The following is a 24,582-nucleotide window of genomic DNA, read 5'->3' as shown; positions in this document are numbered from 1 at the left end:
GGAGCGGAAGTGAGCTACTCCGTGGGACAGGTCGCGGGCTTCGCCGGCGTCACGGTGCGCACGCTGCACCACTACGACGACATCGGCCTGCTCGTCCCGAGCGAACGCAGCCACGCGGGTCACCGGCGCTACGCCGACGCCGACCTCGACCGGCTGCAGCAGATCCTGTTCTACCGGGAGCTCGGCTTCCCGCTCGACGAGGTCGCCGCCCTGCTCGACGATCAGGCCACCGGAAAAGCAGACCCGCGCGCACACCTGCGCCGGCAGCACGACCTGCTGACCGCCCGGATCGAGAAGCTGCGCAAGATGGCGGCGGCCGTGGAGCACGCCATGGAGGCACGCACGATGGGAATCGACCTCACGCCCGAGGAGAAGTTCGAGGTCTTCGGGGACCACGACCCCGAGCAGTACGACGAGGAGGTGCGCCGGCGCTGGGGCGGCACGACGGAGTACGCCGAGTCGCAGCGCCGCGTCGCCCGCTACACCAAGGACGACTGGACGCGCATCCAGGCCGACGCCGCCGACTGGGGAGAACGCTACGCCGCCCTGGTCGCGGCCGGCGGGGCCCCCACCGGTGAGGCGGCCATGGACCTCGCCGAGGAGCACCGGCAGCACATCTGCACGTGGTTCTACGCGTGCTCCCACGAGCTGCACCGCTGCCTGGGCGAGATGTACGTCGCCGACGAGCGCTTCACCGCGTTCTACGACGCGATCCGCCCCGGCCTCGCCGCACACCTCAAGGAGGCCATCGCCGCGAACGCGGACCGGCACACCGGCTGATCCCCGGCCCGGGGGTGGCTCACTCCCGGGTCAGGACCACCGCCGTGCCGTAGGCGCACACCTCCGTGCCGACGTCCGCCGCCTCGGTCACGTCGAAGCGGAACGCGAGCACGCCGTTGGCCCCACGCGCGCGTGCCTGCTCCACGAGCCGTTCCATGGCCTGGTTGCGGGTCTGCACGAGCGTCTTGGTCAGGCCGCGCAGCTCGCCGCCGACCATCGACTTCAGCCCGGCGCCGATCTGGCTGCCGATGTGCCGGGAGCGCACGGTGAGGCCGAAGACCTCCCCGAGCACCTCCTGCACGCGGTAGCCGGGTACGTCGTTCGTGGTGACGACGAGGACGTCGGGCTGGGGGCCCTGTCCACCGCCGTATTCGTCGATGCCCATGTCCACAGCTTTGCCCGGGACGGGCCACAGTGCATCCTGATAACCCCCATGGAACCTGGGTCGTGACGGCTGCGTTGATACGTTGAGGCAGTCAGCCCCAGCCCGTACCCCACAGCAGCAGGAGCCACATCCCCGTGACCACGCTTGCGCTCGGCCCCGAGTGGCTCAGCCCGGAGCACCTGATCTCCACGTTCAGCCTGCCCGGCATCCTGCTCATCGTCTTCGCGGAGTCCGGCCTCTTCGCGTTCCTGCCGGGCGACTCCCTGCTGTTCACGGCGGGTCTCTTCGTCGCCGAGGGCACGTACATCAGCCAGCCGCTGTGGCTGGTCTGCACCCTGATCGTGCTCGCCGCCGTCCTCGGCGACCAAGTGGGCTACATGATCGGCAAGTTCCTCGGGCCGAAGCTGTTCAGCCGGCCCAACTCCAAGCTCTTCAAGCAGGAGAACCTGGACAAGGCCCACGAGTTCATGGAGAAGTTCGGGCCCAAGGCGATCGTCCTGGCCCGCTTCGTGCCCATCGTGCGCACGTTCGCGCCCATCGTCGCCGGCGCCGGCCGCATGAAGTACCGCACGTTCCTGACGTACAACGTCGTCGGCGGCATCGCCTGGGGCACCGGCGTCACCCTCGCGGGCTTCTGGCTGGGCCAGATCGGCTTCATCAAGAAGAACGTCGAGGCGATCCTCGTCCTGATCGTCCTGCTCTCCCTCGTCCCGATCATCATCGAGTACCTGCGCGAGCGCTCGAAGAAGAAGCGCGCCGCGGCGCCGGCCCCCCAGGAGCGGCACCAGCAGCCCCCGGCCATGGACGACGCGACGACCCAGCTGCGCCGCATCACGCCCGACGACCGGCCGCCCCACCGCCACCCGCAGCAGCAGCCCCCCCACGGCGACCGGAACGGCCATCAGGACCAGCAGTACCAGAGCCAGTACCCGCAGGCCCCGAACCCGGGCTACGGCGCCCAGCAGCCGTACGGGACCCAGCAGCCCTACGGCACGCAGCAGCCCTACGGCACCCAGCAGCCCTACGGGACCCAGCAGCCGTACGGCACGCAGCAGCCCTACGGCAGCCGGCAGGGCGGCGGGCAGCAGGACCCGTACGGCAACGGCTACTGAGCGGCCGCGGGGCTCCGGCGGCCGCCGGAGCCCCGGCCGGGAGCCGGTGGGCGCCCGGCCCTAGAACCCCCTGGTGCGCTTCGCCGCGCGCCGCTTCTCCGCCGACCCGATCCGCAGGAACATCCGCGAGATCTCGGACCCCAGATTGACGCCGATGGCGATGGCCATGGCCAGGGCCACCGCCTTCGACAGCGACACCAGCCCCGCGTCCACCTCGCTCTGCGCGATCGCCAGCAGCCCGAAGTACGTGGCGGAACCGGGCAGCAGCGGCCCGATCGCGGCGGTCGTGTACGGCAGGGCCGACGCGAACCGGTAGCGGGACAGCAACTGCCCGAACAGCCCCACCAGCCCCGCGGCCGCGGCCGTGGACGCCACCGGTGAGATGTCCCCGACGTAGTGCATCGCGCCGTACACGACCCAGGCGACACCCCCGTTCAGCGTCACCCAGACCACGGTGGAGCGTTCCTGCTGGAGCAGCACCGCGAACGCCAGCGACAGCAGCATCGACGCGGCGATCATCATGACCGGGTCGTCGGAGGCGCCGAGCGCCTGGTCCGGGTTGAGCCGCGCCCCGAGCTGCACGCCGAAGTACAGCACCAGCAGCACCCCGGCGACGATGCCCACGAAGAAGTACAGGACCTCCAGCAGACGGGCGGAGGCCGTGATGTAGAAACCGGTCAGGCCGTCCTGCACACCCGCCACCAGGGCCCGCCCGGGCAGCAGCGCGAACAGCCCACCGGTGATCACCGCCGAGGCCTTCACGTCGACATGACCGAGCGTCAGCGCGACCCCGATCGCGGCCGGCGGCATCGCCGCGACCGTGAACTGGTAGAACTCCGGCAGCCCGCGCCCCGCGCACAGCCACGCCAGCCGGTCGCCCAGCATGGCGCCCAGCGCCGCCGCGACGAACACGATCACGTCACCGCCCACCAGGACGGAGGCCGCGCCCGCCAGCAGACCGCTCGCCCCCGTCAGGGCCCAGCCGGGATACGGGTGCCGGTTGCGGCGGATCTCCGCGAGCCGCCGGTAGGCCTCCTCCAGCGAGACCGCCGTCTCGTCGTCGCTGAGGTCGTCCACCAACTGGTACACGGCCGCCAGCCGGGTGTAGTCGGTGCCCCGGCGGCGCACGGTCCGCGACGCCGTGACCGGGTCGTCGACCAGGGACGGCTGGTAGGAGATCGCCAGCAGCGTGAACGTCACGTTGGGCTCGCAGCGGTCCAGCCCGTAGGACCGGCAGACGGCGAACATCGCCGCCTCCACGTCCTCGGCGCCCTCACCGCCCGCCAGCAGCAACTCGCCGATACGCAGCGTCAGGTCGAGCACGCGCGGCACCGCCGGCCCGCTCTCGTCGCCGCCGCGGTGCGCGGTCTCCGGCGCGGGCCGCTCCGCCACCGGCATGCGCAGCATCGTGCGCATCCGGTCCTGCCACGGCACGTCCTTGGTCAGGCTGACCTGGGGGATGCCGTTGGGCGGGGTGAAGGCCGTGGGCGCGTGCTTGCTGCTGTAGGTGCTCGGCGGGGTGAACGCCGAGCCCTCGTGCTCCGCGGGGTGCGCCGGCTGCACGTCCAGCCCGTCCGGCACGGAGAACTCGGAGGTGGTCTCGGACTCCGAGACCGTCGCTCTGGGAACGGCCAGCCCGTCGGGGATCGCGAACTCCGACGTCGTCGACATGTCCCCGTCGACGACCGTCTGGGCAGGAGGCTGGAAGGCACTCCTCGCCTCGTCCGACGTCGGCTTGCGGTCCTCCGCGTCCGTCACTGCCTGGCGCTCCTCGTACGACACGTCAGCCTCAGTACCCCCTGGCCTCAGTATGCGCACATACAGGCCGACGGGCCGCACGCGCAGGCGTGCGGCCCGTGGGCATCAGCGGGAAGTTCAGTGACCGCCCGACTCCTTGAAGCGCTTGTAGGACCGCTCGATCTCCGCCTCGGCGTCCGTACGGCCCACCCAGTTGGCGCCCTCGACCGACTTGCCCGGCTCCAGGTCCTTGTAGACCTCGAAGAAGTGCTGGATCTCCAGGCGGTCGAACTCCGACACGTGGTGGATGTCCCGCAGGTGCTCCACACGCGGGTCGTGCGCCGGGACGCACAGCAGCTTGTCGTCGCCGCCGGCCTCGTCGGTCATGCGGAACATGCCGATCGCGCGGCACTGGATGAGGCAGCCGGGGAACGTCGGCTCGTCCAGGATGACCAGCGCGTCCAGCGGGTCGCCGTCCTCGCCGAGCGTGTTCTCGACGAAGCCGTAGTCGGCCGGGTAGCTGGTCGAGGTGAAGAGGCGGCGGTCCAGGCGGATACGACCGGTCTCGTGGTCCACCTCGTACTTGTTCCGCGAACCCTTCGGAATCTCGATCGTGACGTCGAACTCCACCGGTGGCTCCTCCATGATCAACACATAGTTCTGGTGATTAAGTGTCCCTCACGCAGGTGTGTGATCGCGAAAGGGGCTGGTGGTCGTGCCAGAGCTGAGGCCTTGGCGGGCCGCGGGACCGCACGTCGTGCGGATCGCGGCCGCCGTACGACCACGCCTGGCCCGGGCCGCTGCGACCGTGCGACCCCGGCTCGCCCGGCTCCGTGGAGCCGGGGAACCGCAGGTCGTGCGGCCGAAGACCTGGGGCTACACCGCGGGGGCCGCGACCGCCGGGCTCGCCCTGGCAGCCGGTGTGGTGACCGCCGCAGGTCCCTGGGACTCCTCGGGTCAGCGTACGGCGGAGCGGCACCGGGCCGTGGCCCTGCACCGCCCGGGTGGCGCAGATCACGGCAGCGCCGCCGGCGCGCCCGGCCGCCCCCGCCCCGCGCCCAGCGCCGGTCCGGTGCTGACCGGTCTCGGCGGCGTGAGCACCGTACGGTCCGGCCCGGACGGCAAGGCCCTCGCCGACGCCCTCACACCCCTCCTCGCGGACCCGGCGCTCGGCCCCCGGCCCGCCGCGGCCGTCGTCGACGTCACCACCGGCAGGCGCCTGTTCGGCAAGAACCCCGACGCCGCGTCCACCCCCGCCTCCACGACGAAGATCGCCACGGCCGTCGCCGCGCTGTCCGCCATGGGCCCCGACCACCGGCTCACCACCCGGGCCGCGCTGGAACCCGACACGAAAGAAGTAGTCCTCGTCGGCGGCGGCGACCCCACCCTCACGGCCCGCGAGAAGGCCCACGGCCAGGCCAGCCTGCGCGACCTCGCCCAGAACACCGCCGCGGCCCTCGCCGACCGCGGCATCCGCGAGGTCACCCTCTCCTACGACACCACCCTCTACACCGGCACCGACCGGCACCCGATCGGCAAGAACGACAACCTCGCCCGGGTCACCCCGCTGATGGCCGACGAGGGCCGCCCCGACGACTCGACGAGCGGCCCGATCGAGCGGGTGCCGGACCCGGCCGCCGACGCGGCCCGCACCTTCGGCGACCTCCTGAAGTCCTACGGCGTCAAGACCACCGCCCCCGGCCCCTCCAAGGCCACCACCCGCGCCGAGCCCCTCGCCAAGGTCTCCTCACCGCCGCTGTCGGCCCTCGTCGAGCGCATGCTCACCCACAGCGACAACGACCTCGCCGAGGCCCTGGCCCGCCAGACCGCGATCGCCACCGGCCACCCGGCCGACTTCGCCGGCGCCGACAAGGCGATCAGCGCCCGGCTGCGCGCACTCGGCCTGCCCGTGAAGGGCGCGGCCTTCAAGGACGGCAGCGGCCTCGACCGCGCCGACCGCCTCACGCCCGGCCTGCTCACCGCGCTGCTCGCCAAGGCGGCCGACCCGTCCCACCCCGAACTCCGCCCCGCCCTCACCGGCCTGCCCGTCGCCGGCTTCACCGGCACCCTGACCTCCCGCTACAGGGACGGGGCGTCCGGCGTGGTCCGCGCCAAGACGGGCACCCTGAGCGGCGTCAACGCCCTCGCGGGCACCCTGGTCGACGAGGAGGGCCGCCTGCTGGCCTTCGCCTTCATGACCACGGGCACGGAGGGCATCGAGCCGGCGGTGACCCAGAAGGCCCTCGACCGGGTGGCCAGCGCCCTCGCGGACTGCGGCTGCGGGTGACGGGACGGGCCCCGGGCGGGCGCGTGACGCCGCCTCCCGGGAGCGGCCGCCCCTCGCCGCCCTGCCCCACCGGGCGGCGCTCACGTACGGTTGACGCATGACGAGCATCGGTGGTGCTTCAACCGGCATGGTCGACTGGAATCTCGCGGTGGCGACCGCGACCCGGCTCGTACGGCCGGGCCCCGAGGTGAGCCGCGACGAGGCGAGGGCCGTCGTCGCGGAGCTGCGCCGGCACGCCAAGGCCTCGGAGGAACACGTCCGCGGCTTCACCCGGCTCGGCACCGAGGAGGGGCACGACACCCCCGTCCTCGTCGTCGACCGGCCGGGCTGGGTGCGCGCGAACGTCGCCGGCTTCCGGGAGATCCTCAGGCCCCTGCTGGACAAGATGCAGGAGCGGCGCGGCAGCAGCACGGGCAGCGCGGTCATGGGCGCCGTCGGCGGCAAGGTCACCGGCGTCGAACTCGGCATGCTGCTGTCCTTCCTGGCCTCCCGTGTCCTCGGCCAGTACGAGACCTTCGCCCCCGCGTCCCGCGAACTCCCCGGCGGCAGCGGCGGCGGCCGGCTCCTGCTCGTCGCCCCGAACATCGTCCACGTCGAGCGCGAACTCGACGTCGACCCGCACGACTTCCGGCTCTGGGTGTGCCTGCACGAGGAGACCCACCGCACGCAGTTCACCGCCGTGCCCTGGCTGCGCGACCACCTCGAGGGCGAGGTCCAGGCGTTCCTCGCGGAGACCGACGTCGACCCCATGACCGTTCTGGAACGGGTCCGCGAGGCCGCGCAGAGCCTCGCCGGGGGCCGCCCCGAGGCCGAGGAGGACGACGGCGGCCGCTCCCTCGTGGAGATCGTGCAGACCCCCGCCCAGCGCGAGATCCTCGGCCGCCTCACGGCCGTGATGTCCCTGCTGGAGGGGCACGCGGACTTCGTGATGGACGGCGTCGGCCCGTCCGTGGTCCCCTCCGTCGGCGAGATCAGGGAGAAGTTCCAGCAGCGCCGCGCCAAGGGCGCCTCCCGCCTCGACCTCGCCCTGCGCAAGCTGCTCGGCCTGGACGCCAAGCTCCGCCAGTACCGCGACGGCGAGCGGTTCGTGCGGGCCGTCGTCGACGAGGTCGGCATGGACGGCTTCAACCGCGTGTGGACCTCGCCCAACACCCTCCCCACCAAGGCGGAGATCGCCAAACCGGCGGACTGGGTCACGCGGGTGCACCGCAAGGCCGAGTAGTGAACGGGACGTCCAGGTCGTGAAGGAGAGCCCGCCGACGGCAGGCGAACGCCCCACCAATCACCCGTCCGAGGGACCGTGAGCCAGGGGTAGGCGTGCAATGCTCGGGGAACGGCCCGCTTCTGTCACCATCTACACACTCTGCGTGACCGACACGCGGGCTCACCCCCCGAAAACTTCATGAAGGGAACCGGACATGGGTCCCCATCCTGCGGTCGCGGCGATACGCCTGGCGGTCCGCCGCGTCCTCCACGACCTCCTCACCGAAGTGCACCGCGCCCCTGCCGCGGTCCCGCACGCCTCCCCGCACGACCGGCCGCCCCGGCCGCTCGTGCTCGTGGCGTGCTCCGGCGGCGCCGACTCCATGGCCCTCGCCTCCGCCCTCGCCTTCGAGTCCCCCAAGCTCGGCATCAGGGCCGGCGGCATCACCGTCGACCACGGCCTCCAGACCGGCTCCGACGTGCGCGCCGCGGAGGTCGTCCAGCGCCTGCGCGAACTCGGCCTCGACCCCGTCGACTCCGTCGCCGTCAGCGTCGGCCGCGCCGGCGGGCCCGAGGCCGCCGCCCGCGACGCCCGCTACGCCGCCCTCGACACCGCCGCCGAACGCCACGGCGCCGCCGCCGTCCTGCTCGGGCACACCCGCGACGACCAGGCCGAGACCGTCCTGCTCGGCCTCGCCCGCGGCTCCGGCACCCGCTCCCTGTCCGGAATGGCCGCGGTCTCGGGGGCCGGCGGCCGTTACCGGCGCCCCTTCCTGGAGCTCGACCGGCAGACCGCCCGCAAGGCGTGCATGGTCCAGTCCCTGCCCGTCTGGGACGACCCCCACAACGCCGACCCGGCCTACACCCGCTCCCGGCTGCGCCACGAAGGCCTGCCCGCCCTGGAGAAGGCCCTCGGCAAGGGCGTCGTCGAGGCACTCGCCCGGACGGCCCAGCTCTCCCGTGACGACGCCGACGCCCTGGACTCCTGGGCCTCCCAGGTCGAGTCCACCGTGCGCGACGCCACGGGGCAGCTGGAGTGCGCCAAGCTCTACGCCCTGCCGCCCGCCGTGCGCCGCCGCGTCCTGCGTCGGGCCGCCGTCGCGGCCGGGGCACCGGCCGGATCGCTGTTCGCCCGCCACATCGAGGAAGTCGACCGGCTGATCACCGGCTGGCGGGGTCAGGGAGCCATCAACCTCCCCGGCAAGGTCGTGGCCCGGCGGCAGGGTGGCAGACTGGTGATTCGGCAAGGCTGAAGCACCGCCCCTCCGCACCCGCGGAGGAGAGGACCGCTCAGCCGGTGGGACGACCGAAAGTGATGCGGGTGGACGCGAAAGACATGGGTGCCGACCTCGAGAAGGTGCTCATCACCAAGGAACAGATCGACGCCAAGCTGGCCGAGCTGGCCGAGAAGATCGACGCGGAGTACGCGGGCAAGGACCTGCTGATCGTCGGCGTCCTCAAGGGCGCGGTGATGGTCATGGCCGACCTCGCGCGGGCGCTGTCCACCCCCGTCACCATGGACTGGATGGCCGTATCCTCGTACGGGGCGGGCACCCAGTCCTCCGGTGTGGTGCGGATCCTCAAGGACCTCGACACCGACATCAAGGGCAAGCACGTCCTGATCGTCGAGGACATCATCGACTCCGGCCTGACCCTGTCGTGGCTGCTCTCCAACCTCGGCTCGCGCGAGCCCGCCTCCCTCAAGGTGTGCACGCTGCTGCGCAAGCCCGAGGCGGCGAAGGTGGCCATCGACGTGGAATGGGTCGGCTTCGACATCCCCAACGAGTTCGTCGTGGGCTACGGCCTCGACTACGCCGAGAAGTACCGCAACCTCCCGTTCGTCGGTACGCTCGCGCCCCACGTGTACGGCGGCTGAACACCCGGCCGGGGTGCCGTGACGGTGATCGGGAACCCCGGCGGGCTGCCCGCCGTTGGAGCAGGCGTGGACGGATCGCCAGCCGCACCGCGCAGCTTCAGGTGACAATGCTGGGGTACCGTCCGAAGAACAGTCTTTTATCAAACTCACTATGGCAGGAGGGACGGGGCGGCACCGCTCCGTATGGATGGACGTGAAGCGATACTTCCGTGGGCCGGTCATGTGGATCGTGCTGGCCGTCCTCGCCGTGGTCGTGTTGATGCAGGTCGTCGGCTCGTCCGGCGGCTACAAGACGGTGGACACCGGCGAGGTCGTCCAGGCGATCAACCAGAACAAGGTGGAGTCGGCCAAGCTGACCACCGGTGACGAGCAGATCATCAAGGTCTCGCTCAAGGACGGCGTGAAGGTCGACGGCAGCTCGAAGATCCAGGCGAGCTACATCGGCGACCAGGGCGTGGGCATCGCCAACACGCTGCAGAACAAGTACCAGGACAAGCAGATCCCCGACGGCTACACGGTCTCGCCGTCCAAGCAGAACCCGATCGTCGGGATCCTGCTCTCGCTCCTGCCCTTCGTCCTCATCGTCGTCGTCTTCCTGTTCCTGATGAACCAGATGCAGGGCGGCGGCTCCCGGGTCATGAACTTCGGGAAGTCCAAGGCGAAGCTCATCACCAAGGACACGCCGAAGACGACCTTCTCCGACGTCGCCGGGTCCGACGAGGCCGTCGAGGAGCTCCACGAGATCAAGGAGTTCCTCCAGGAGCCGGCCAAGTTCCAGGCCGTCGGCGCCAAGATCCCCAAGGGCGTCCTGCTCTACGGGCCTCCCGGCACCGGCAAGACCCTGCTCGCGCGTGCCGTCGCGGGCGAGGCCGGCGTCCCGTTCTACTCGATCTCCGGTTCCGACTTCGTCGAGATGTTCGTCGGTGTCGGTGCCTCCCGGGTGCGCGACCTGTTCGAGCAGGCCAAGGCGAACGCCCCGGCGATCGTCTTCGTCGACGAGATCGACGCGGTCGGCCGCCACCGCGGCGCCGGCCTCGGCGGCGGTCACGACGAGCGCGAGCAGACCCTGAACCAGCTCCTCGTCGAGATGGACGGCTTCGACGTCAAGGGCGGCGTGATCCTCATCGCCGCGACGAACCGGCCCGACATCCTCGACCCGGCGCTGCTGCGCCCCGGCCGCTTCGACCGGCAGATCGCCGTCGACCGCCCGGACATGCAGGGCCGTCTGGAGATCCTCAAGGTCCACCAGAAGGGCAAGCCGGTCGCGCCGGACGTCGACCTGTCGGCCGTCGCCCGCCGCACGCCCGGCATGACCGGTGCCGATCTGGCCAACGTGCTGAACGAGGCCGCCCTGCTGACGGCCCGCAGCGACCAGAAGCTGATCGACAACCACATGCTCGACGAGGCGATCGACCGCGTGGTCGCGGGCCCGCAGAAGCGGACCCGGATCATGTCGGACAAGGAGAAGAAGATCACCGCGTACCACGAGGGCGGACACGCCCTGGTCGCGGCGGCCTCCCCGAACTCCGACCCGGTCCACAAGATCACGATCCTGTCCCGCGGCCGGGCCCTCGGCTACACGATGGTGCTGCCGGACGAGGACAAGTACTCGACCACGCGCAACGAGATGCTCGACCAGCTCGCCTACATGCTGGGCGGCCGCGCGGCCGAGGAGCTCGTCTTCCACGACCCGACCACGGGTGCCGCCAACGACATCGAGAAGGCCACCGGTCTGGCCCGCGCGATGGTCACGCAGTACGGCATGACCGAGCGCCTCGGTGCGATCAAGTTCGGCGGTGACAACACCGAGCCGTTCCTCGGCCGTGAGATGTCCCACCAGCGCGACTACTCGGAAGAGGTCGCCGCGCTCGTGGACGAAGAGGTCAAGAAGCTCATCGAGACGGCGCACAACGAGGCCTGGGAGATCCTGGTCGAGAACCGCGACGTCCTCGACAACCTCGTCCTGCAGCTGCTGGAGAAGGAGACGCTGGGCAAGGAGGAGATCGCCGAGATCTTCGCCCCCATCGTCAAGCGCCCGCCCCGGCCCGCCTGGACCGGCTCCTCCCGCCGCACGCCGTCGACCCGTCCGCCGGTCCTCTCCCCCAAGGAGCTGGCCCTGACGAACGGCGCGAACGGCGCGACGCCGGCGATCAGCACCGCCAAGAGCACCACGGCGGAGCCCGCCCCGGCGCCCGAGCGGACCCCGGAGGACCGCCCCGAGAGCTGACCGCAGCCCTCCCGGCGCCCACCGGCCCCGGAATGAAAGCCGCGCCCCCCAGGTTTTAGCCTGGGGGGCGCGGCTTTCCGCCATTGGGACACAGGAACGAGGCACCAGATGACCGACCCCGTGACGCTGGACGGCGACGGCCGGATCGGCGAGTTCGACGAGAAGCGCGCCGAGAACGCCGTACGGGAACTGCTGATCGCGGTCGGCGAGGACCCGGACCGCGAGGGCCTGAGGGAGACACCGGCGCGGGTGGCGCGGGCGTACCGTGAGCTGCTGGCCGGGCTTCGGCAGGAGCCCGAGGATGTGCTGACGACGACGTTCGACCTGGGCCACGACGAGATGGTGCTGGTCAAGGACATCGAGATCGTCAGCCTCTGTGAGCACCATTTGCTGCCGTTCCACGGAGTGGCCCACGTCGGGTACATTCCGGCGGAGACCGGCAAGATCACCGGTCTGTCGAAGCTGGCGCGTCTGGTCGAGGTGTTCGCCCGGCGCCCGCAGGTGCAGGAACGACTCACCACGCAGATCGCCGACTCACTGATGAAGATCCTCGAGGCACGGGGCGCCATCGTCGTGATCGAGGCCGAGCACATGTGCATGTCCGTGCGCGGTATCCGCAAGCCGGGCGCCAAGACCACGACGTCGGCGGTCCGCGGGCAGCTGCGGGACTCCACCACCCGCGCCGAGGCGATGAGCCTGATACTGGCGCGCTGACCCGCTTGTCAGAGGGTCCCGATACGGTCCTGGTCAGTGTGGTGGGTCGCTGACCAGGGGGGATCGCGGTGCCGTACGGACTGCCGAGCAAGCAGGTGGTGAACGCTGTCGGCGGTCGGGTGCAGGCGAGGAGCGTCCGAGCGGGTGGTCGGCTGTGGTCTCTGGACGGGGACCGCACCGTCCCGACGACAGTCCGGCAGGTGACGAGCGTCCGCACCCGCGAGGTCGTGGAGGTGGTGACCGATCACCTGACGTTCACGGTGGCTCCGGATCAGTTGCTGGGCACGCCGGACGGGTGGGTCCACGCCCGGGACGCCGGGGGAACGGTTCTGGCCTGGACGCCTGCGCGAAAGCTGTGCAGGGTGCGGCTTGCCATCGAGCCGGGGCGGGATCTCGGCTACTTCGTGGGGGCCACGTGCTCCGACGGGACGGTCGGCCGCAACTATGTGTCCCTGGTCGTGAACGACGAGGACTTCGCCGCGCGGTACGCGGCCTCTCTGAGGGCGGCCACCGGTTTGCCGGCGCGACTCGAAGCCGTGACACGTCCCTCCGGCTACCTCCGGAGGGACGTTCCGGGGTTCCGGGTGCGGGTCGTCTCCTCGTATCTGGCGGACCTGCTCCGGCAGTACGTCGGCGGGGACGCCCATCACCTGCGCCAGAGCTTCCCTCGGGTCGTGCTCCGGGACATGGAGACCTTCGAAGGCTTCCTCGACGGCTACGCCGACGGCGACGGCTACCGGTCGGCGTCCTGGTCCGGGCGCCTGCTGGTCAGCGCGAACGTGCCGTTCCTCACCGAGCTGGCCCAGGTGGTCGGTGCGAGGTTCATGCCCCGCCCCGGCAGGCCCGCCGCACAGCTGGTCGTGGCCGACAGCTGGGCCTCCCGGGGAACGTTCAAGCCCGAGCACCACCCGCTGCAACTCCGCGAGACCACATGGACCCAGGTGCACGAGGTACGGCGGAGGGTGACGACGAACAAGCCGTACACCCTCTACGACTACCGCCTGCATCCGTACCCGGGGTTCCTGGTCAACGGGCATCTCGTCCGTCAGGCGTGGTGAGCCTCGGGCCGCGTCAGATCGTCGGGGCCGGTCCCGTGTTCTCGGTGTCCTCGTCGTCCGGGAGTTTGCAGACGCGCTCCAGGAAGATCGCGGCCGCTATGACGCCGATGCCTGCGAGGACCGAGAGGCCGGCGTAGATGGCCTGGTCGCGGCGGGCCGGGATGTCCAGGGACTCCAGGAGGAAGACGCCCGTGCCGCCGTACATGCCGGCGACCAGGGCGGCGACCAGGGCGCTGGCGTGACCGAAGACGACCGCGCGGGCGGCCATCATGGGGTCGACGCCCTTGGCGTCGGGCCGCCGCTCGCGCTGGGCCTTCAGCCGGGCGCGCAGCGAGAGCGCCGTGGCCAGCAGGACCACGGCGATCAGGGCCAGGACGATGGGGGCGGCCAGGGGGACGCTGGGGAGCGTGCCGATCGAGTTCCACAGGCGGGCGCCCGCCCAGGACAGGACTCCGGCCACGACGAACACGCCGGCCAGCAACCTGATGCGCAGCTCTTTCACGGTGTCCCTTCGCATTCCCCCGGTTCGGCCCGGTTCCCGGCCGTCTTGACCTTAACGGCTACTCGGGCAGCCGGAGTTCCAGGTCCTCGCGCGGTGTCACGCCCTCCCGGGTGACGGCGTCCAGCAGTCCGGCGACGGGCCCGTGGCCGGGGAGCTGTGCGTCGGGGTCGAGGTCGTGCCAGGGGGCCAGCACGAAGGCGCGTTCGTGGGCCCGGGGGTGGGGGAGGGTGAGCCGCGGGTCGTCGGAGACGACATCGGCGTAGGAGACGATGTCGACGTCGAGGGTGCGCGGGCCCCAGCGCTCGTCGCGGACGCGGTGGAAGGCCTCCTCGACGGCCTGCGCGCGCTCCAGCAAGGAGGAGGGCGGCAGGGTCGTCTTGAGGACCACGACGGCGTTGAAGTACGCGGGCTGGCTGCCCGGGTCCACGCCCCAGGGCTCGGTCTCGTAGACGGGGGAGACGCCCTTGACGCGGACGCCGGGGGTGTCCTCCAGGGCGTCGACGGCCCCCTGGAGGGTCTCCAGGCGGTTGCCGAGGTTGGAGCCGAGGGCGACCACGGCCCGTTTGGGGTTGGACAGGGTCGTGTCGGCGGCGTCGACCCGGTCGACGACGGAGGCGGGTACCGGCTGGACGGTCGGGTCGCTGGGACCCTTGATGAAGGGCGCGGTCATGCTCGGCTCCGGGTGATGGTGACGGTCACGTCGTCGAAGGGGACCGTGATCGGGGCGTCCGGCTTGTGGACGCAGACCTCGACCTGCTGGACCGCCTCGTGCCGCAGGCAGACCTGGGCGATGCGCTCGGCGAGCGTCTCGACGAGGTCGACGGGCTCGCCCTGGACGACGGCCACGACCTCCTCGGCCACGATGCCGTAGTGCACGGTCTTGGTCAGGTCGTCGTCGGCCGCGGCCGGCCGGGTGTCCAGGCCGAGGACGAGGTCCACGACGAAGGTCTGGCCCTCCCTGCGTTCCTCGGGGAACACACCGTGGTGCCCGCGGGCCCTCAGGCCGCGCAGCGCGACACGATCCACGCGAATCACTCCTGCAGTCGTCGGTGCCGGCCGGTCGGTGCCGTGTGCGGGCGGCACACCGGCCTCGGTCGAATCTACCTGCGCGCCCGGGCGGGCCCGGGCCGCGGGGGCGCGGGCCGGGGCGCGTCCCGGTGGGAGCCACCCGGTGTCCTGCCTGGGCAGCCCGGTGGCTCGCGGGCCGCCGGGGGTCCGCGTCCGCCGGGCGGTGATTCCCACCACGTCCGGGCAGGTACCCGCTCAGGCGGGGGTGTCGTCCTCTTCCTCGTCGTCGTTCTCGGCGAGGACGGGGGAAGCGTGGTGCGCCCAGAGCTTCCACCCCTGGGGCGTGCGCCGGTACACGTTGGTGGCGACCACGAGCTGTCCGACGAGCGGGCCCAGCTCCTCGTCGCCCTCGGGGGCGGGGCCGCCGCTGAGGATGTTCTCGGTGCAGGTGACCAGGGCGGTGTCGCCGGTGACCGAGACGTGCACGTCGGTGAGGAAGAACTGGATGTAGTCGGTGTTCGCCATGATCAGGGCGTAGGAGCGCAGGACCTCGCCGCGGCCGGTGAGCACGGGCCAGCCGGGGTGCACGCAGGAGACCACGCCGGCGTCGGCGGGGTCGTGGTAGGTCTCGTCGACGCCCAGGTCGGCAGGGGTGAGCCAGAGCGAGGCGAGCTCCTCGAAGTCGCCGCGCTCCAGTGCCTCGTAGAAGGCCGTGTTGGCGGCCTCGACCTGCTCGACATCGGTGTGCGGGGCGCTCACCGGTCGCCTGCCGCGCCGGTGCGGGCTCCCTCGATGGCGCGGGCGACCCGTACGGCGTCCGCGGTGGCGCGCACCTCGTGCACGCGGACGGCCCAGGCGCCGGCCTGCGCGGCGAGGGCGGAGACGGCGGCGGTGGCGGCGTCGCGTTCGCGGGCGGGCGGGGGCGCCGCGTCGGGCCCGGCCAGGACGCGGCCGAGGAAGCGTTTGCGGCTGGCGGCGACGAGGACGGGGTGGCCGAGGCCGAGGACCCGGTCGAGGCGGGCGAGGAGGGCGAGGTCGTGCTCGGCGTCCTTGGAGAAGCCGAGGCCCGGGTCGACGATGACGCGGTCGGCTCCGATGCCGCCGGCCAGGACGGCCTCCACGCGCGCGTGCAGCTCGTCGACGACCTCGGTGACGACGTCGGCGTAGGCGCCGCGGACGTTGCCGCCCTCCAGGAAGCCGCGCCAGTGCATGACGACGAAGGGGGCGCCGGCGTCGGCGACGGCCGGGATCATCCGCGGGTCGGCCAGGCCGCCGCTGACGTCGTTGACGAGGGCGGCGCCGGCGGCGAGGGCGCGGGCGGCGACGGAGGCGCGCATGGTGTCGACGGAGACGGTGACGCCTTCGGAGGCCAGTCCGCGGACCACGGGGACCACCCGGCGCAGTTCCTCGTCCTCGTCCACGCGGGTCGCGCCGGGGCGGGTGGACTCGCCGCCGACGTCGACCAGGTCGGCGCCCTCGGCGACCAGTTCCAGGCCGTGTTTGACGGCGGCCGTGGTGTCGAAGAAGCGGCCGCCGTCGGAGAAGGAGTCGGGCGTGACGTTCACGACTCCCATGACCGCGCAGCGGTCCCGATCCGGTAGGCCCGCCACGCGCCCGCGTCCGCTCTGGTTGCTCATATGTTCAGCGTAGGCCCAGGCGGGGGCGGCCCGGTGCCGAGGCCCGCGCGGGGCGGGGCGGGCGCCGGCCGGGTCACGGTGTGCCGGGAGCACGCCGGGGTGTGCCGGGACCGGGCCGGCCGGGGTGTGCCGGGGGCGGGTCGCGGTGCGCCGGGGGCGGGTCGCGGTGTCAGGCCGCCCGGACGTGGTGGTCCGTCCTCGTGCCGTGGGCGCAGGGGCGGCGGACGACCGGGCGCCGGCGGCGCAGGAAGCGCGGCAGGGGCAGGGCGAGGCTGACGAAGCCCTCGGCCTGCAGGGCGGCGAGGCCGATGCGGGGCAGGTCGGCGGAGGCCCGGTAGACGACGAAGCGGGGTTCCCAGCGCGGCTGGAACTTGGCGTTGAACTTGTACAGGGACTCGATCTGGAACCAGCGGGAGAGGAAGACGAGCAGGCCGCGCCAGGCGCGCAGGACCGGCCCGGCGCCGATCTTCTCGCCGCGGGCGAGCGCGGAGCGGAACATGGCGAAGTTGAGGGAGACCCGCGCGATGCCCAGGCGGGGCGCGGCCTGGAGGGCGGCCACGATGAGCAGTTCGTTCATGCCGGGGTCGGCCGAGCGGTCGCGGCGCATGAGGTCCAGGGAGGCGCCGTCGGCGCCCCAGGGCACGAAGTGCAGGACCGCCTTCAGGTCGCCGTGGGGGCCGGGCCGGTCGTCGGCCTTGTGGGCGGTGGCGATCAGGCAGTCGCCGTCGGCGGGGTCGCCGACGCGGCCGAGGGCCATGGAGAAGCCCCGCTCGGTGTCGGTGCCGCGCCAGTCGTCGGCGGCGCGGCGGATGCGGTCCAGCTCGGCCTCGCCGAGGTCACGGACACGTCGTACCCGGGTTTCGTAACCGGCGCGCTCGATGCGTTTGACCATCTGCCGCACGTTGCGCATCGCGCGGCCGGCCAGGGAGAAATCCATGACGTCCACCACCGCCTCGTCGCCGAGTTCGAGGGCGTCGAGCCCGGTCTCGCGGGTCCACACCTCACCGCCCGTCTCGGAACAGCCCATGACGGCCGGTGTCCAGGAGTGGGCCCTGGCCTCGTCCATGAAGCGTTCGATGGCGCCCGGCCAGGCCTCGACGTCCCCGATGGGGTCGCCGCTGGCGAGCATCACGCCGGAGACCACGCGGTAGGTGACGGCCGCCTTGCCGCTGGGGGAGAACACCACGGCCTTGTCGCGGCGGAGCGCGAAGTGGCCGAGGGAGTCGCGGCGGCCGTGGCGTTCCAGCAGGACGCGCAGGCGTGCCTCGTCCTGCTCGGTGAGCTGCGCGGCCGGGTGCTCGGGGCGGAAGGCCAGGTAGATGGTGGTGACGGCGGTGATCAGGCCGAGCGCGCCGAGGGAGAAGGCGACGGTCCAGGAGGTGTCGCCCCGGTAGTCGACGGGTCCTTCGAAGCCGAAGAGGCCGTAGATGACGTGGGTGATGCGGTCGGCCAGGCTCGGGTCGCCGAGCATGCGCCCGGGGTGGACGCTGACGACGAGCAGGCCCAGCAGCAGCGAACCGGCGCCCATCAGGACGAAGTTGGCCAGGGCGCGCCAGCGGCTGCGGGGGTCGGGCAGGGCGTCGAACTGGTCGCGGTGGCGCAGCAGCGGCGCCAGCAGGGCGAGGGAGAGGAGGACGCCGAGGACGGAGTGCCGGTAGGCGAACTGGGCGACCGCGCCGGCCGGGAGGAGCACCACGGCCGCTCGCCAGGCCCGGCGCTTGCCGCGCTTGAGCCCGTGGGCGAGCAGGAGCAGCAGGACGCCGGTGCTGAGGGACAGGGCGGCCGCGAACGGGCCGAGCGCGCCGGGCAGGACCTCGGCGAGGGCGTGCATCCGGCTGTGCCGGAAGCGGGGGAAGACGCCCGCGGCGATGTCCAGCAGGCCCACGAGGGCGCAGGCTCTGCCGACGAGGACGGGGACGGCCTCGGGGCGTGGGCCGCGCAGCGCCCGGCCGATCCGGCCGGTGCGTGCGGGGGCGGCCCGACCACCCGGAACCCCACCCGACATTTCGTCATCTGTCCTGACAGACATCGCATCCCGTAGTTCTGCGAGAGACCTTGGATCCGGGCCCGATTCGGGCATCCGGCGACATTGCGCCCTCTAGGACGGTGTCTCGGAGGGAGAGGTTCACTCCCCACGTCAAAGCCGTTCCCAAGGCCGAGGAAAGCCCGGGACAACCTCTTGCGAAGGTCTGTTCGCGGGCGGTGCCGGGCGGAGAGTGCGAGCAGGTGACCGACTCATGGGTCTGACGAGTGACGCGGTGCTGGCGGCGGCGGTGCTGGCGGCGGTGCTGCTGTTCGCCGGGACGCTCGTGCTGTGGCCGCGGCTGGCCCGGCGCGGCTGGGGCGCGGTGACCGGGCGGGCCGGACTGCTGCTGGCCACGCAGCTGGTGCTGTTCACGGCGGTGGGGCTGGCCGCCAACCGGGCGTTCGGCTTCTACGCGAGCTGGGCGGACCTGTTCGGGCAGGAGAAGGAGCAGGGCGTGGTCGTCGACCACACGCCGGGGCGGGACCCGTTGCGGGTGGTGGGCTCGCAGCGCGTCCCGGGTGCGGCGGGGGGTCCGGCCGCCGCGGGCCGGATCCAGCGGGTGGAGATCGCGGGCCGGACGAGCCGCATCGCCTCGCCCGCGTACGTCTATCTGCCGCCGGAGTACTTCCAGCCGCGCCACCGCACCCGGGTGTTCCCCGCCGCCGTGGTGCTCACCGGCTATCCGGGCACGGCGTCGGCGCTGGTGGACAAGCTCCACTATCCGCGCACGGCACGGGAATTGGCCCGGGCGGGCCGGATGCCGCCGATGATCCTGGTGATGCTGCGGCCGACGGTGGCGCCGCCCCGCGACACCGAGTGCGTGGACGTCCCCGGCGGGCCGCGGGCGGAGTCGTTCTTCGCCGTCGATCTGCCCGGCGCGCTGCGCGGCCACTACCGGGTCGCCGGGAAGCCCGGCGGACTGGGCATCGTCGGCAACTCCACCGGCGGATACTGCGCCTTGAAGATCGCCCTGCACCATCCCGGCGTGTACGGCGCGGGGGCCGGTCTCTCGGCGTACTACGAGGCGCCGCTGGACGCCACGACGGGCGATCTCTTCCGGGGCGACGAGGCGCTGCGCCGTCGCGCCGATCTGTGGTGGTACCTCGCCCACGCGCCCGCTCCCGACACCTCTCTGCTGGTCACCACCAGCAGGAAGGGCGAATCCAACTACCGGGACACCCTGCGGTTCATCGAGCGCGTGAAGGGCACCGGACGGACCCGGATCTCCTCGATCGTCCTGGAAAGCGGCGGCCACAACTTCAACACCTGGCGGCGTGAGATCCCCGCGACGCTGGAGTGGTTGGGGAAGCGCCTGGACGACACCCGGAAATGATCTTCGTAAAGGGGTGAACAGCCGATTCCGCTTCTTTCCGAGTTCTGATGGCGCGTGAGTCTCTCGGTATGGCTTTGTTTTTGCGGGGTGACTCACCACGATTCGCCTACGCGCGGTAAGTTTCTGGCCATGCCACGTGGACGTCATCGCCATTCCCCGCCCTTGCACAGGCTGTTGCCCCCGTCGGCGATCGCAGGCGTCTCCCTCGTCTGCGCCCTGGGGCCCTGGGTGTTCACGGAGCCGGTGGTGCTCCGCGCGCTGGCCGCCGCGGCCGCGGTGACGGCGGTCGTCGGCGCTGTCGTGCTGCGCCGCTGGGACACCCAGGCGGGCAGGCGCGTCGCCGATCTCGTACGCGCGCGTGCGAGCGACGAATGGCGCTTCGAGGAGCGGGTCGCCGAGCTGGAGGCCGATCTCGAGGAATCGCGCGAGCTGCGCGGCAAGCTGGAGCAGCGGCTGCGCGCCAAGCGCAGCGAACTGGCCGGCCTGCGCAACGAGCACGCGGCCCTGCTGCGCCGGTACGCCACCGCCGAGAGCGAGCGCGCGAGCGTCCTGGAGGAGCGCCGGGTACTGGAGATCGAGGCGACGGCGCCGGTACGGGCCGCGCTGCCCGCGGGCGCGACGCGGGCCCCCGCCGCGGCGGACGAGGCACCGGACGACGCGCCCACCGCCGAGGAGCAGGCCGCGCCCCCCGCGGCGTTCTCGCCGGAGGGTTCCCGGCTGTTCCTGCGGGCGGCGGCCGCGCTCGCCCGGTTCGACGGCGAGAAGGTCCCCGACCCGGACGGCGGCGGGGACGGCGACGGCGGGCCGAAGGGCCGCGACGCGCAGTCCGCGCCGGAGGACGTGCAGGACGCGCAGGACGGCGAGCCGGACGGTGAGCCGGACGGGGCGCAGAAGCGGGAGCAGGAGCAGGAGCAGCCGGCCGCGCAGGACGGGCCGCAGGAGAAGGCCGGGGCGGCCGACGGACACCAGCAGGCGACCGCCGCCGGCACCGCGCGGGGCGAGGACGTGCACCTGCCCGAGCGGGCCGGGCGGACTCCCTCCGGGCACTACACCGTGCCGACCGCCGTGGCCGTGGCGCCGCAGCAGCCGGTGCGCCGCCCGGTCGCCGAGGGCGGGTTCGACTTCTTCGGCACGAAGCAGGGCACCTCGCCGGCGGCCCTGGAGGCGGTCCAGAACGAGGACCTGGCCGACGTCGTCGGCCAGGAGGCGCTCGCCCTGCACAAGGCGGAGACCGAGGCCCGGTTCAAGCCCGCCGACGCGGAGTCCCGCGGCATCGGCCAGGTCATCGACCTGACGGCGCACGACGAGACGGAGCAGATCGACCTGAAGGGGCTGCGCAGCGCGGTCTCCTGAACCCTGGCGCCCCTCGATGTGCGCGAAGGCCCCCGGCCGCGGCCGGGGGCCTTCGCGCGTTCGGGCCTTCGGGCCTTCGGGCCTTCGCGCCTTCGCGCGTTTGCCCTACCCGGCGGGGTCAGGCCGGGTCGGTCATCCAGCGGTCCGGGCGGGCGTCGCGGCGTCCCGTGCGCGAGCGCTCGGCCTGCGCGGCCAGCAGCGCGCGGGCCTCGGCAGCGTCGCGCAGCCGGGCCGTCACCGTCTTGCCGGCGCCCGTGTCCACGTGCACGTCCGCCACGCCCCTGGCCCGCTCCCACGGCCCCTGCGACAGCCGTACGCTCTGCACCTTCGCGTGCGGGACCAGCGCGAGGCTGCGCTTCAGCAGACCGGACCGGGCCGCGAACACCGCGTCCGTGACGGCGAGTCCGTAGCCGCGCCACCACACCGGCGTACACCAGCGGGCGCGGCGCGGGGCGGGCGACAGGGCCGGCGCCTGCGGCACGGTCACACCAGGCAGCACGCGCGTGACGACGTCCTCGGCGATCTCGCGCGGGGCGACCGGCAGCAGCACGGAGTTGGAGGAGCCCGCCACGTCCAGTTCCACGCGCACCCACGCGCGCCGCCGCCACAGCAGCGGTTCGACGATCCGCACGGTCTGCACGCGGCCCGGCGGCACCGTCTCGTGGGCCCGGTCCAGCAGGCCGTGGTCGATGCGCAGCCCGTCCGGGGACTCGCCCACCGTCCAGTCGTACTCGGTGACGAACCGCCCCACGCTGCTCGCCCCGGCCGCCCCCAGCAGCGGCAGGGCGACCGCGAGGACCGTCCACAGGCTGTGGGTGACCAGCCACAGCACCGACGGGACCACGAGCGCGGCGACCAGGGTCCACCAGGTCGCGCCGGTCAGCAGCAGGGACACGGCCAGTACGCCGGGCGGCACCCGCAGCAGCCGCCGGGACGGCGCCTCGCCCACCTCGTGGGCCGTCTCGGGGGCGAACCCGGCGGCCCGGGCGAGCAGTTCGGCGCGCAGCGCGCGTGCCTCGTCATCGCCCAGGAAGGCCAGTTCGTCCTTCTTGTCGGTGCCTATGACGTCGAGTTTCAGCTTGGCGACGCCCGCGACCCGGGCGAGCAGGGGCTGCGTGACGTCGACGGCCTGGATCCGCTCCAGCCGGATGTGGGCGGTGCGGCGGAAGACGAGGCCGGTGCGGATGCGCAGTTCGGTCTCGGTCACCGCGAAGTGGGTGAACCACCAGGAGCAGAACCCGTAGAGGGCGGCGGCCGGGACGAGGACGGCGAGACCGATGAGCAGGGTGGTGGTCGTCAGCCGGGACAGGTTGCGCTGCGCGCCGTCGGGATCGTGGACGGCCCAGCCGACGAGCACGGCGACCGGCGCCCAGGCGCGGCGCAGAGGCGTGACGGGGTGCAGCCGCCGCTCGACGGCCCCGCCGGCGGCGTCCCCGTCGGCCACGTCTTCGCTCCGGGCCTCGCCGTCGAGCGGGTCCGTGCCGGTCCCGGCGGCCCCCGGCGGCGTCACAGGCCCGCCGATCGGGCCTCGCCCAGCTCGGTGAGCCGGTCGCGCAGGCGTTCCGCCTCGGCCGGGTCCAGGCCGGGGATGGTCGCGTCGGTCGCCGCGGCGGCCGTGTGGAGCTGCACGCTGGCCAGCCCGAAGTGCCGCTCGACGGGCCCGGAGGTGACCTCCACCAGTTGCATGCGCCCGTACGGCACGACCGTCTCCTCGCGCCACAGCACACCGCGGCTGATCAGCAGGTCGTCGGCGCGCTCGGCGTAGCGCCAGGAGCGCCAGTTGCGCTCCAGCATCACCCAGCCCCACACGGCGAGCGCGAGCGGCGGCAGCGCGCAGGCGGCCCAGGCGGGCCCGGCCAGCAGCCCCGGCACCAGCCCCGCGGCCAGCGTGACCAGCCCGAGCCAGACGACCAGCAGCAGCCGCCGCATCCTGAGCAGTCCGGGCGGCAGGGCGATCCACTCCGGCTCGAGGGGAGCCGCCGTCCCGCCCGGTCCCGCGGTCCCGCCCGGTCCCGCGGTCCCGCCCGGTCCCGCGGTCCCGCCCGGTCCCGCCGTCGCGGTCGGGCTCGCCGGCCCCGCCGCCCCGGTGGAGTCCTCCGCCCCCGTCGTGCCCGCCTCGTGCGCACTCCCCGTCTCCATGAGGCCAGCGTACGTACGAGAGACTGTGTCCATGACTCCTACGACGGAGACCACGGTCGGAATCGGCGGCGCCGCGGAGAGCACCGACATGGTGCTCAACATCGGGCCGCAGCACCCCTCCACGCACGGTGTGCTGCGGCTGAAGCTCGTCCTGGACGGCGAGCGCATCATGCACGCGGAGCCGGTCATCGGCTACATGCACCGCGGCGCGGAGAAGCTGTTCGAGGCGCGTGACTACCGTCAGATCATCATGCTCGCCAACCGCCACGACTGGCTGTCGGCGTTCTCCAACGAGCTGGGCGTCGTGCTCGCCGTGGAGCGGATGCTCGGCATGGAGGTCCCGGAGCGGGCCGTGTGGCTGCGCACGCTGCTCGCGGAGCTGAACCGGGTGCTCAACCACCTGATGTTCCTCGGCTCGTACCCCCTGGAACTGGGCGGGATCACCCCCATCTTCTACGCGTTCCGCGAGCGCGAGGAGCTCCAGCACGTGATGGAGGAGGTCTCCGGCGGGCGCATGCACTACATGTTCAACCGCGTCGGCGGCCTCAAGGAGGACCTGCCGGCCGGCTGGACCGCACGCGCGCGTACCGCCGTCGCCGACGTCCGCTCCCGTATGGACCGCTTCGACGACCTGGTGCTGGGCAACGAAATCTTCCGCGGCCGCACCCGCGGCGTCGGCGTGCTGTCCCCGCAGGCCGTGCACGCCTACGGCGTCAGCGGGCCGATCGGCCGCGCCTCGGGCGTCGACTTCGACCTGCGCCGCGACGAGCCGTACCTCGCCTACGGCGAGCTCCAGGACACCCTGAAGGTGGTCACCCGGCAGGAGGGCGACTGCCTCGCCCGCTTCGAGTGCCTGCTGGAGCAGACGCACAACGCGCTGGACCTCGCCGACGCCTGCCTCGACCGGCTCGCCGGGCTGCCGCCCGGGCCGGTCAACCAGCGGCTGCCGAAGGTCCTCAAGGCACCCGAGGGCCACACCTACGCCTGGACCGAGAACCCCCTCGGCATCAACGGCTACTACCTGGTCAGCAAGGGCGAGAAGACCCCGTACCGGCTGAAGCTGCGCTCGGCGTCGTACAACAACATCCAGGCGCTGACGGAACTGCTGCCGGGGACGCTCGTGGCCGACATGGTGGCGATCCTGGGGTCGATGTTCTTCGTCGTCGGCGACATCGACAAGTAGGGGCTCAGCGCGGCAGCGGGTC

23 protein-coding genes are annotated in these 24,582 nt (G+C 72.6%); 12 read left to right on the top strand and 11 right to left on the bottom strand.

What is annotated here, in order from left to right:
• Positions 1–9: 9 nt before the first annotated feature.
• A complete protein-coding gene (locus ACH4C6_RS13845) occupies positions 10–780 on the top strand; it encodes a MerR family transcriptional regulator (protein WP_398108799.1) in 771 nt (256 codons plus the stop codon).
• A gap of 19 nt (positions 781–799) precedes the next feature.
• On the opposite strand, the gene ACH4C6_RS13840 is transcribed toward ACH4C6_RS13845, so the two are convergent.
• The gene (locus ACH4C6_RS13840; protein WP_376328045.1) at positions 800–1,165 is read right to left on the bottom strand and encodes a YbjQ family protein; all 366 of its coding nucleotides are present in this window, start codon (positions 1,163–1,165) and stop codon (positions 800–802) included.
• 134 nt (positions 1,166–1,299) lie between these two features.
• On the opposite strand from ACH4C6_RS13840, the gene ACH4C6_RS13835 reads away from it, so the two are divergent.
• Positions 1,300–2,277 carry a VTT domain-containing protein gene (locus tag ACH4C6_RS13835; RefSeq protein WP_398108798.1) on the top strand — a complete coding sequence of 326 codons (978 nt, stop codon included), beginning with the start codon at positions 1,300–1,302 and terminating at the stop codon, positions 2,275–2,277.
• 60 nt (positions 2,278–2,337) lie between these two features.
• Here the strand turns inward: ACH4C6_RS13835 and ACH4C6_RS13830 are convergent, their stop codons facing one another.
• Together ACH4C6_RS13830 and ACH4C6_RS13825 are read right to left on the bottom strand one after the other, a co-directional pair.
• Complete coding sequence (locus tag ACH4C6_RS13830) at positions 2,338–4,035, bottom strand: threonine/serine exporter ThrE family protein (protein WP_398109337.1); 1,698 nt, start codon at positions 4,033–4,035, stop codon at positions 2,338–2,340.
• Between the two features lie 117 nt (positions 4,036–4,152).
• Positions 4,153–4,644 (bottom strand): inorganic diphosphatase, encoded by a 492-nt coding sequence (locus tag ACH4C6_RS13825; protein WP_369198837.1) that lies wholly within the window; start codon positions 4,642–4,644, stop codon positions 4,153–4,155.
• 79 nt (positions 4,645–4,723) lie between these two features.
• Here ACH4C6_RS13825 and dacB point away from each other — a divergent pair, with 79 nt between their 5' ends.
• From dacB to ACH4C6_RS13790, 7 genes are all read left to right on the top strand, one after another.
• The gene (gene dacB / locus ACH4C6_RS13820) at positions 4,724–6,301 is read left to right on the top strand and encodes a D-alanyl-D-alanine carboxypeptidase/D-alanyl-D-alanine-endopeptidase (protein ID WP_398108797.1); all 1,578 of its coding nucleotides are present in this window, start codon (positions 4,724–4,726) and stop codon (positions 6,299–6,301) included.
• 97 nt (positions 6,302–6,398) lie between these two features.
• Entirely contained in the window at positions 6,399–7,523 is a 1,125-nt protein-coding gene (locus tag ACH4C6_RS13815; RefSeq protein WP_398108796.1) for a zinc-dependent metalloprotease, read from the top strand.
• 196 nt (positions 7,524–7,719) lie between these two features.
• Positions 7,720–8,757: a tRNA lysidine(34) synthetase TilS gene (gene tilS / locus ACH4C6_RS13810; protein WP_398108795.1), complete on the top strand. Its 1,038-nt coding sequence runs from the start codon at positions 7,720–7,722 to the stop codon at positions 8,755–8,757.
• A gap of 62 nt (positions 8,758–8,819) precedes the next feature.
• On the top strand, positions 8,820–9,380 hold the full coding sequence (gene hpt / locus ACH4C6_RS13805; protein ID WP_333932331.1) for a hypoxanthine phosphoribosyltransferase: 561 nt from the start codon (positions 8,820–8,822) through the stop codon (positions 9,378–9,380).
• A 187-nt stretch (positions 9,381–9,567) separates the two neighbouring features.
• Positions 9,568–11,607 carry an ATP-dependent zinc metalloprotease FtsH gene (ftsH, locus tag ACH4C6_RS13800; RefSeq protein WP_398108794.1) on the top strand — a complete coding sequence of 680 codons (2,040 nt, stop codon included), beginning with the start codon at positions 9,568–9,570 and terminating at the stop codon, positions 11,605–11,607.
• Between the two features lie 108 nt (positions 11,608–11,715).
• A complete protein-coding gene (gene folE, locus ACH4C6_RS13795) occupies positions 11,716–12,321 on the top strand; it encodes a GTP cyclohydrolase I FolE (protein WP_383507666.1) in 606 nt (201 codons plus the stop codon).
• Between the two features lie 200 nt (positions 12,322–12,521).
• Positions 12,522–13,379, top strand: coding sequence for a hypothetical protein (locus ACH4C6_RS13790; RefSeq protein WP_398108793.1), 858 nt, complete (start codon positions 12,522–12,524; stop codon positions 13,377–13,379).
• A gap of 13 nt (positions 13,380–13,392) precedes the next feature.
• Here ACH4C6_RS13790 and ACH4C6_RS13785 read toward each other — a convergent pair whose 3' ends face one another.
• The 6 genes from ACH4C6_RS13785 to ACH4C6_RS13760 all read right to left on the bottom strand — a co-directional run bounded on the left by ACH4C6_RS13785 (position 13,393) and on the right by ACH4C6_RS13760 (position 18,531).
• Entirely contained in the window at positions 13,393–13,881 is a 489-nt protein-coding gene (locus ACH4C6_RS13785) for a DUF3180 domain-containing protein (protein ID WP_398108792.1), read from the bottom strand.
• Positions 13,882–13,939: 58 nt separating this feature from the next.
• On the bottom strand, positions 13,940–14,551 hold the full coding sequence (gene folK / locus ACH4C6_RS13780) for a 2-amino-4-hydroxy-6-hydroxymethyldihydropteridine diphosphokinase (protein ID WP_398108791.1): 612 nt from the start codon (positions 14,549–14,551) through the stop codon (positions 13,940–13,942).
• Positions 14,548–14,907, bottom strand: a complete 360-nt coding sequence (folB, locus tag ACH4C6_RS13775) for a dihydroneopterin aldolase (protein WP_398108790.1) — start codon at positions 14,905–14,907, stop codon at positions 14,548–14,550. Before folB ends, folK begins: the two co-directional genes overlap by 4 nt.
• Positions 14,908–15,144: 237 nt before the next feature.
• A complete protein-coding gene (locus ACH4C6_RS13770) occupies positions 15,145–15,648 on the bottom strand; it encodes a nuclear transport factor 2 family protein (RefSeq protein WP_398108789.1) in 504 nt (167 codons plus the stop codon).
• Positions 15,645–16,526, bottom strand: coding sequence for a dihydropteroate synthase (gene folP / locus ACH4C6_RS13765; RefSeq protein ID WP_398108788.1), 882 nt, complete (start codon positions 16,524–16,526; stop codon positions 15,645–15,647). The genes ACH4C6_RS13770 and folP overlap by 4 nt, the downstream gene beginning before the upstream one ends.
• Positions 16,527–16,695: 169 nt before the next feature.
• A complete protein-coding gene (locus tag ACH4C6_RS13760; RefSeq protein ID WP_398108787.1) occupies positions 16,696–18,531 on the bottom strand; it encodes a phosphatidylglycerol lysyltransferase domain-containing protein in 1,836 nt (611 codons plus the stop codon).
• A gap of 232 nt (positions 18,532–18,763) precedes the next feature.
• Here ACH4C6_RS13760 and ACH4C6_RS13755 point away from each other — a divergent pair, with 232 nt between their 5' ends.
• Both ACH4C6_RS13755 and ACH4C6_RS13750 read left to right on the top strand, forming a co-directional pair.
• On the top strand, positions 18,764–19,885 hold the full coding sequence (locus ACH4C6_RS13755; protein WP_398108786.1) for an alpha/beta hydrolase: 1,122 nt from the start codon (positions 18,764–18,766) through the stop codon (positions 19,883–19,885).
• Between the two features lie 129 nt (positions 19,886–20,014).
• Positions 20,015–21,238, top strand: a complete 1,224-nt coding sequence (locus tag ACH4C6_RS13750) for a hypothetical protein (RefSeq protein ID WP_398108785.1) — start codon at positions 20,015–20,017, stop codon at positions 21,236–21,238.
• 118 nt (positions 21,239–21,356) lie between these two features.
• Here ACH4C6_RS13750 and ACH4C6_RS13745 read toward each other — a convergent pair whose 3' ends face one another.
• Positions 21,357–22,682 carry a PH domain-containing protein gene (locus ACH4C6_RS13745; protein ID WP_398109336.1) on the bottom strand — a complete coding sequence of 442 codons (1,326 nt, stop codon included), beginning with the start codon at positions 22,680–22,682 and terminating at the stop codon, positions 21,357–21,359.
• A 62-nt stretch (positions 22,683–22,744) separates the two neighbouring features.
• Positions 22,745–23,377: a PH domain-containing protein gene (locus ACH4C6_RS13740; RefSeq protein WP_398108784.1), complete on the bottom strand. Its 633-nt coding sequence runs from the start codon at positions 23,375–23,377 to the stop codon at positions 22,745–22,747.
• A 31-nt stretch (positions 23,378–23,408) separates the two neighbouring features.
• On the opposite strand from ACH4C6_RS13740, the gene ACH4C6_RS13735 reads away from it, so the two are divergent.
• Entirely contained in the window at positions 23,409–24,560 is a 1,152-nt protein-coding gene (locus ACH4C6_RS13735; RefSeq protein WP_398108783.1) for an NADH-quinone oxidoreductase subunit D, read from the top strand.
• The last annotated feature ends 22 nt before the right edge of the window (positions 24,561–24,582 follow it).

The sequence above is a fragment of the Streptomyces sp. NPDC017943 genome, from assembly GCF_044328425.1.
In the GTDB taxonomy this organism is placed as follows: Bacteria; Actinomycetota; Actinomycetes; order Streptomycetales; family Streptomycetaceae; genus Streptomyces; species Streptomyces djakartensis_A.
This window is presented reverse-complemented; position numbering and strand designations above follow the sequence as displayed.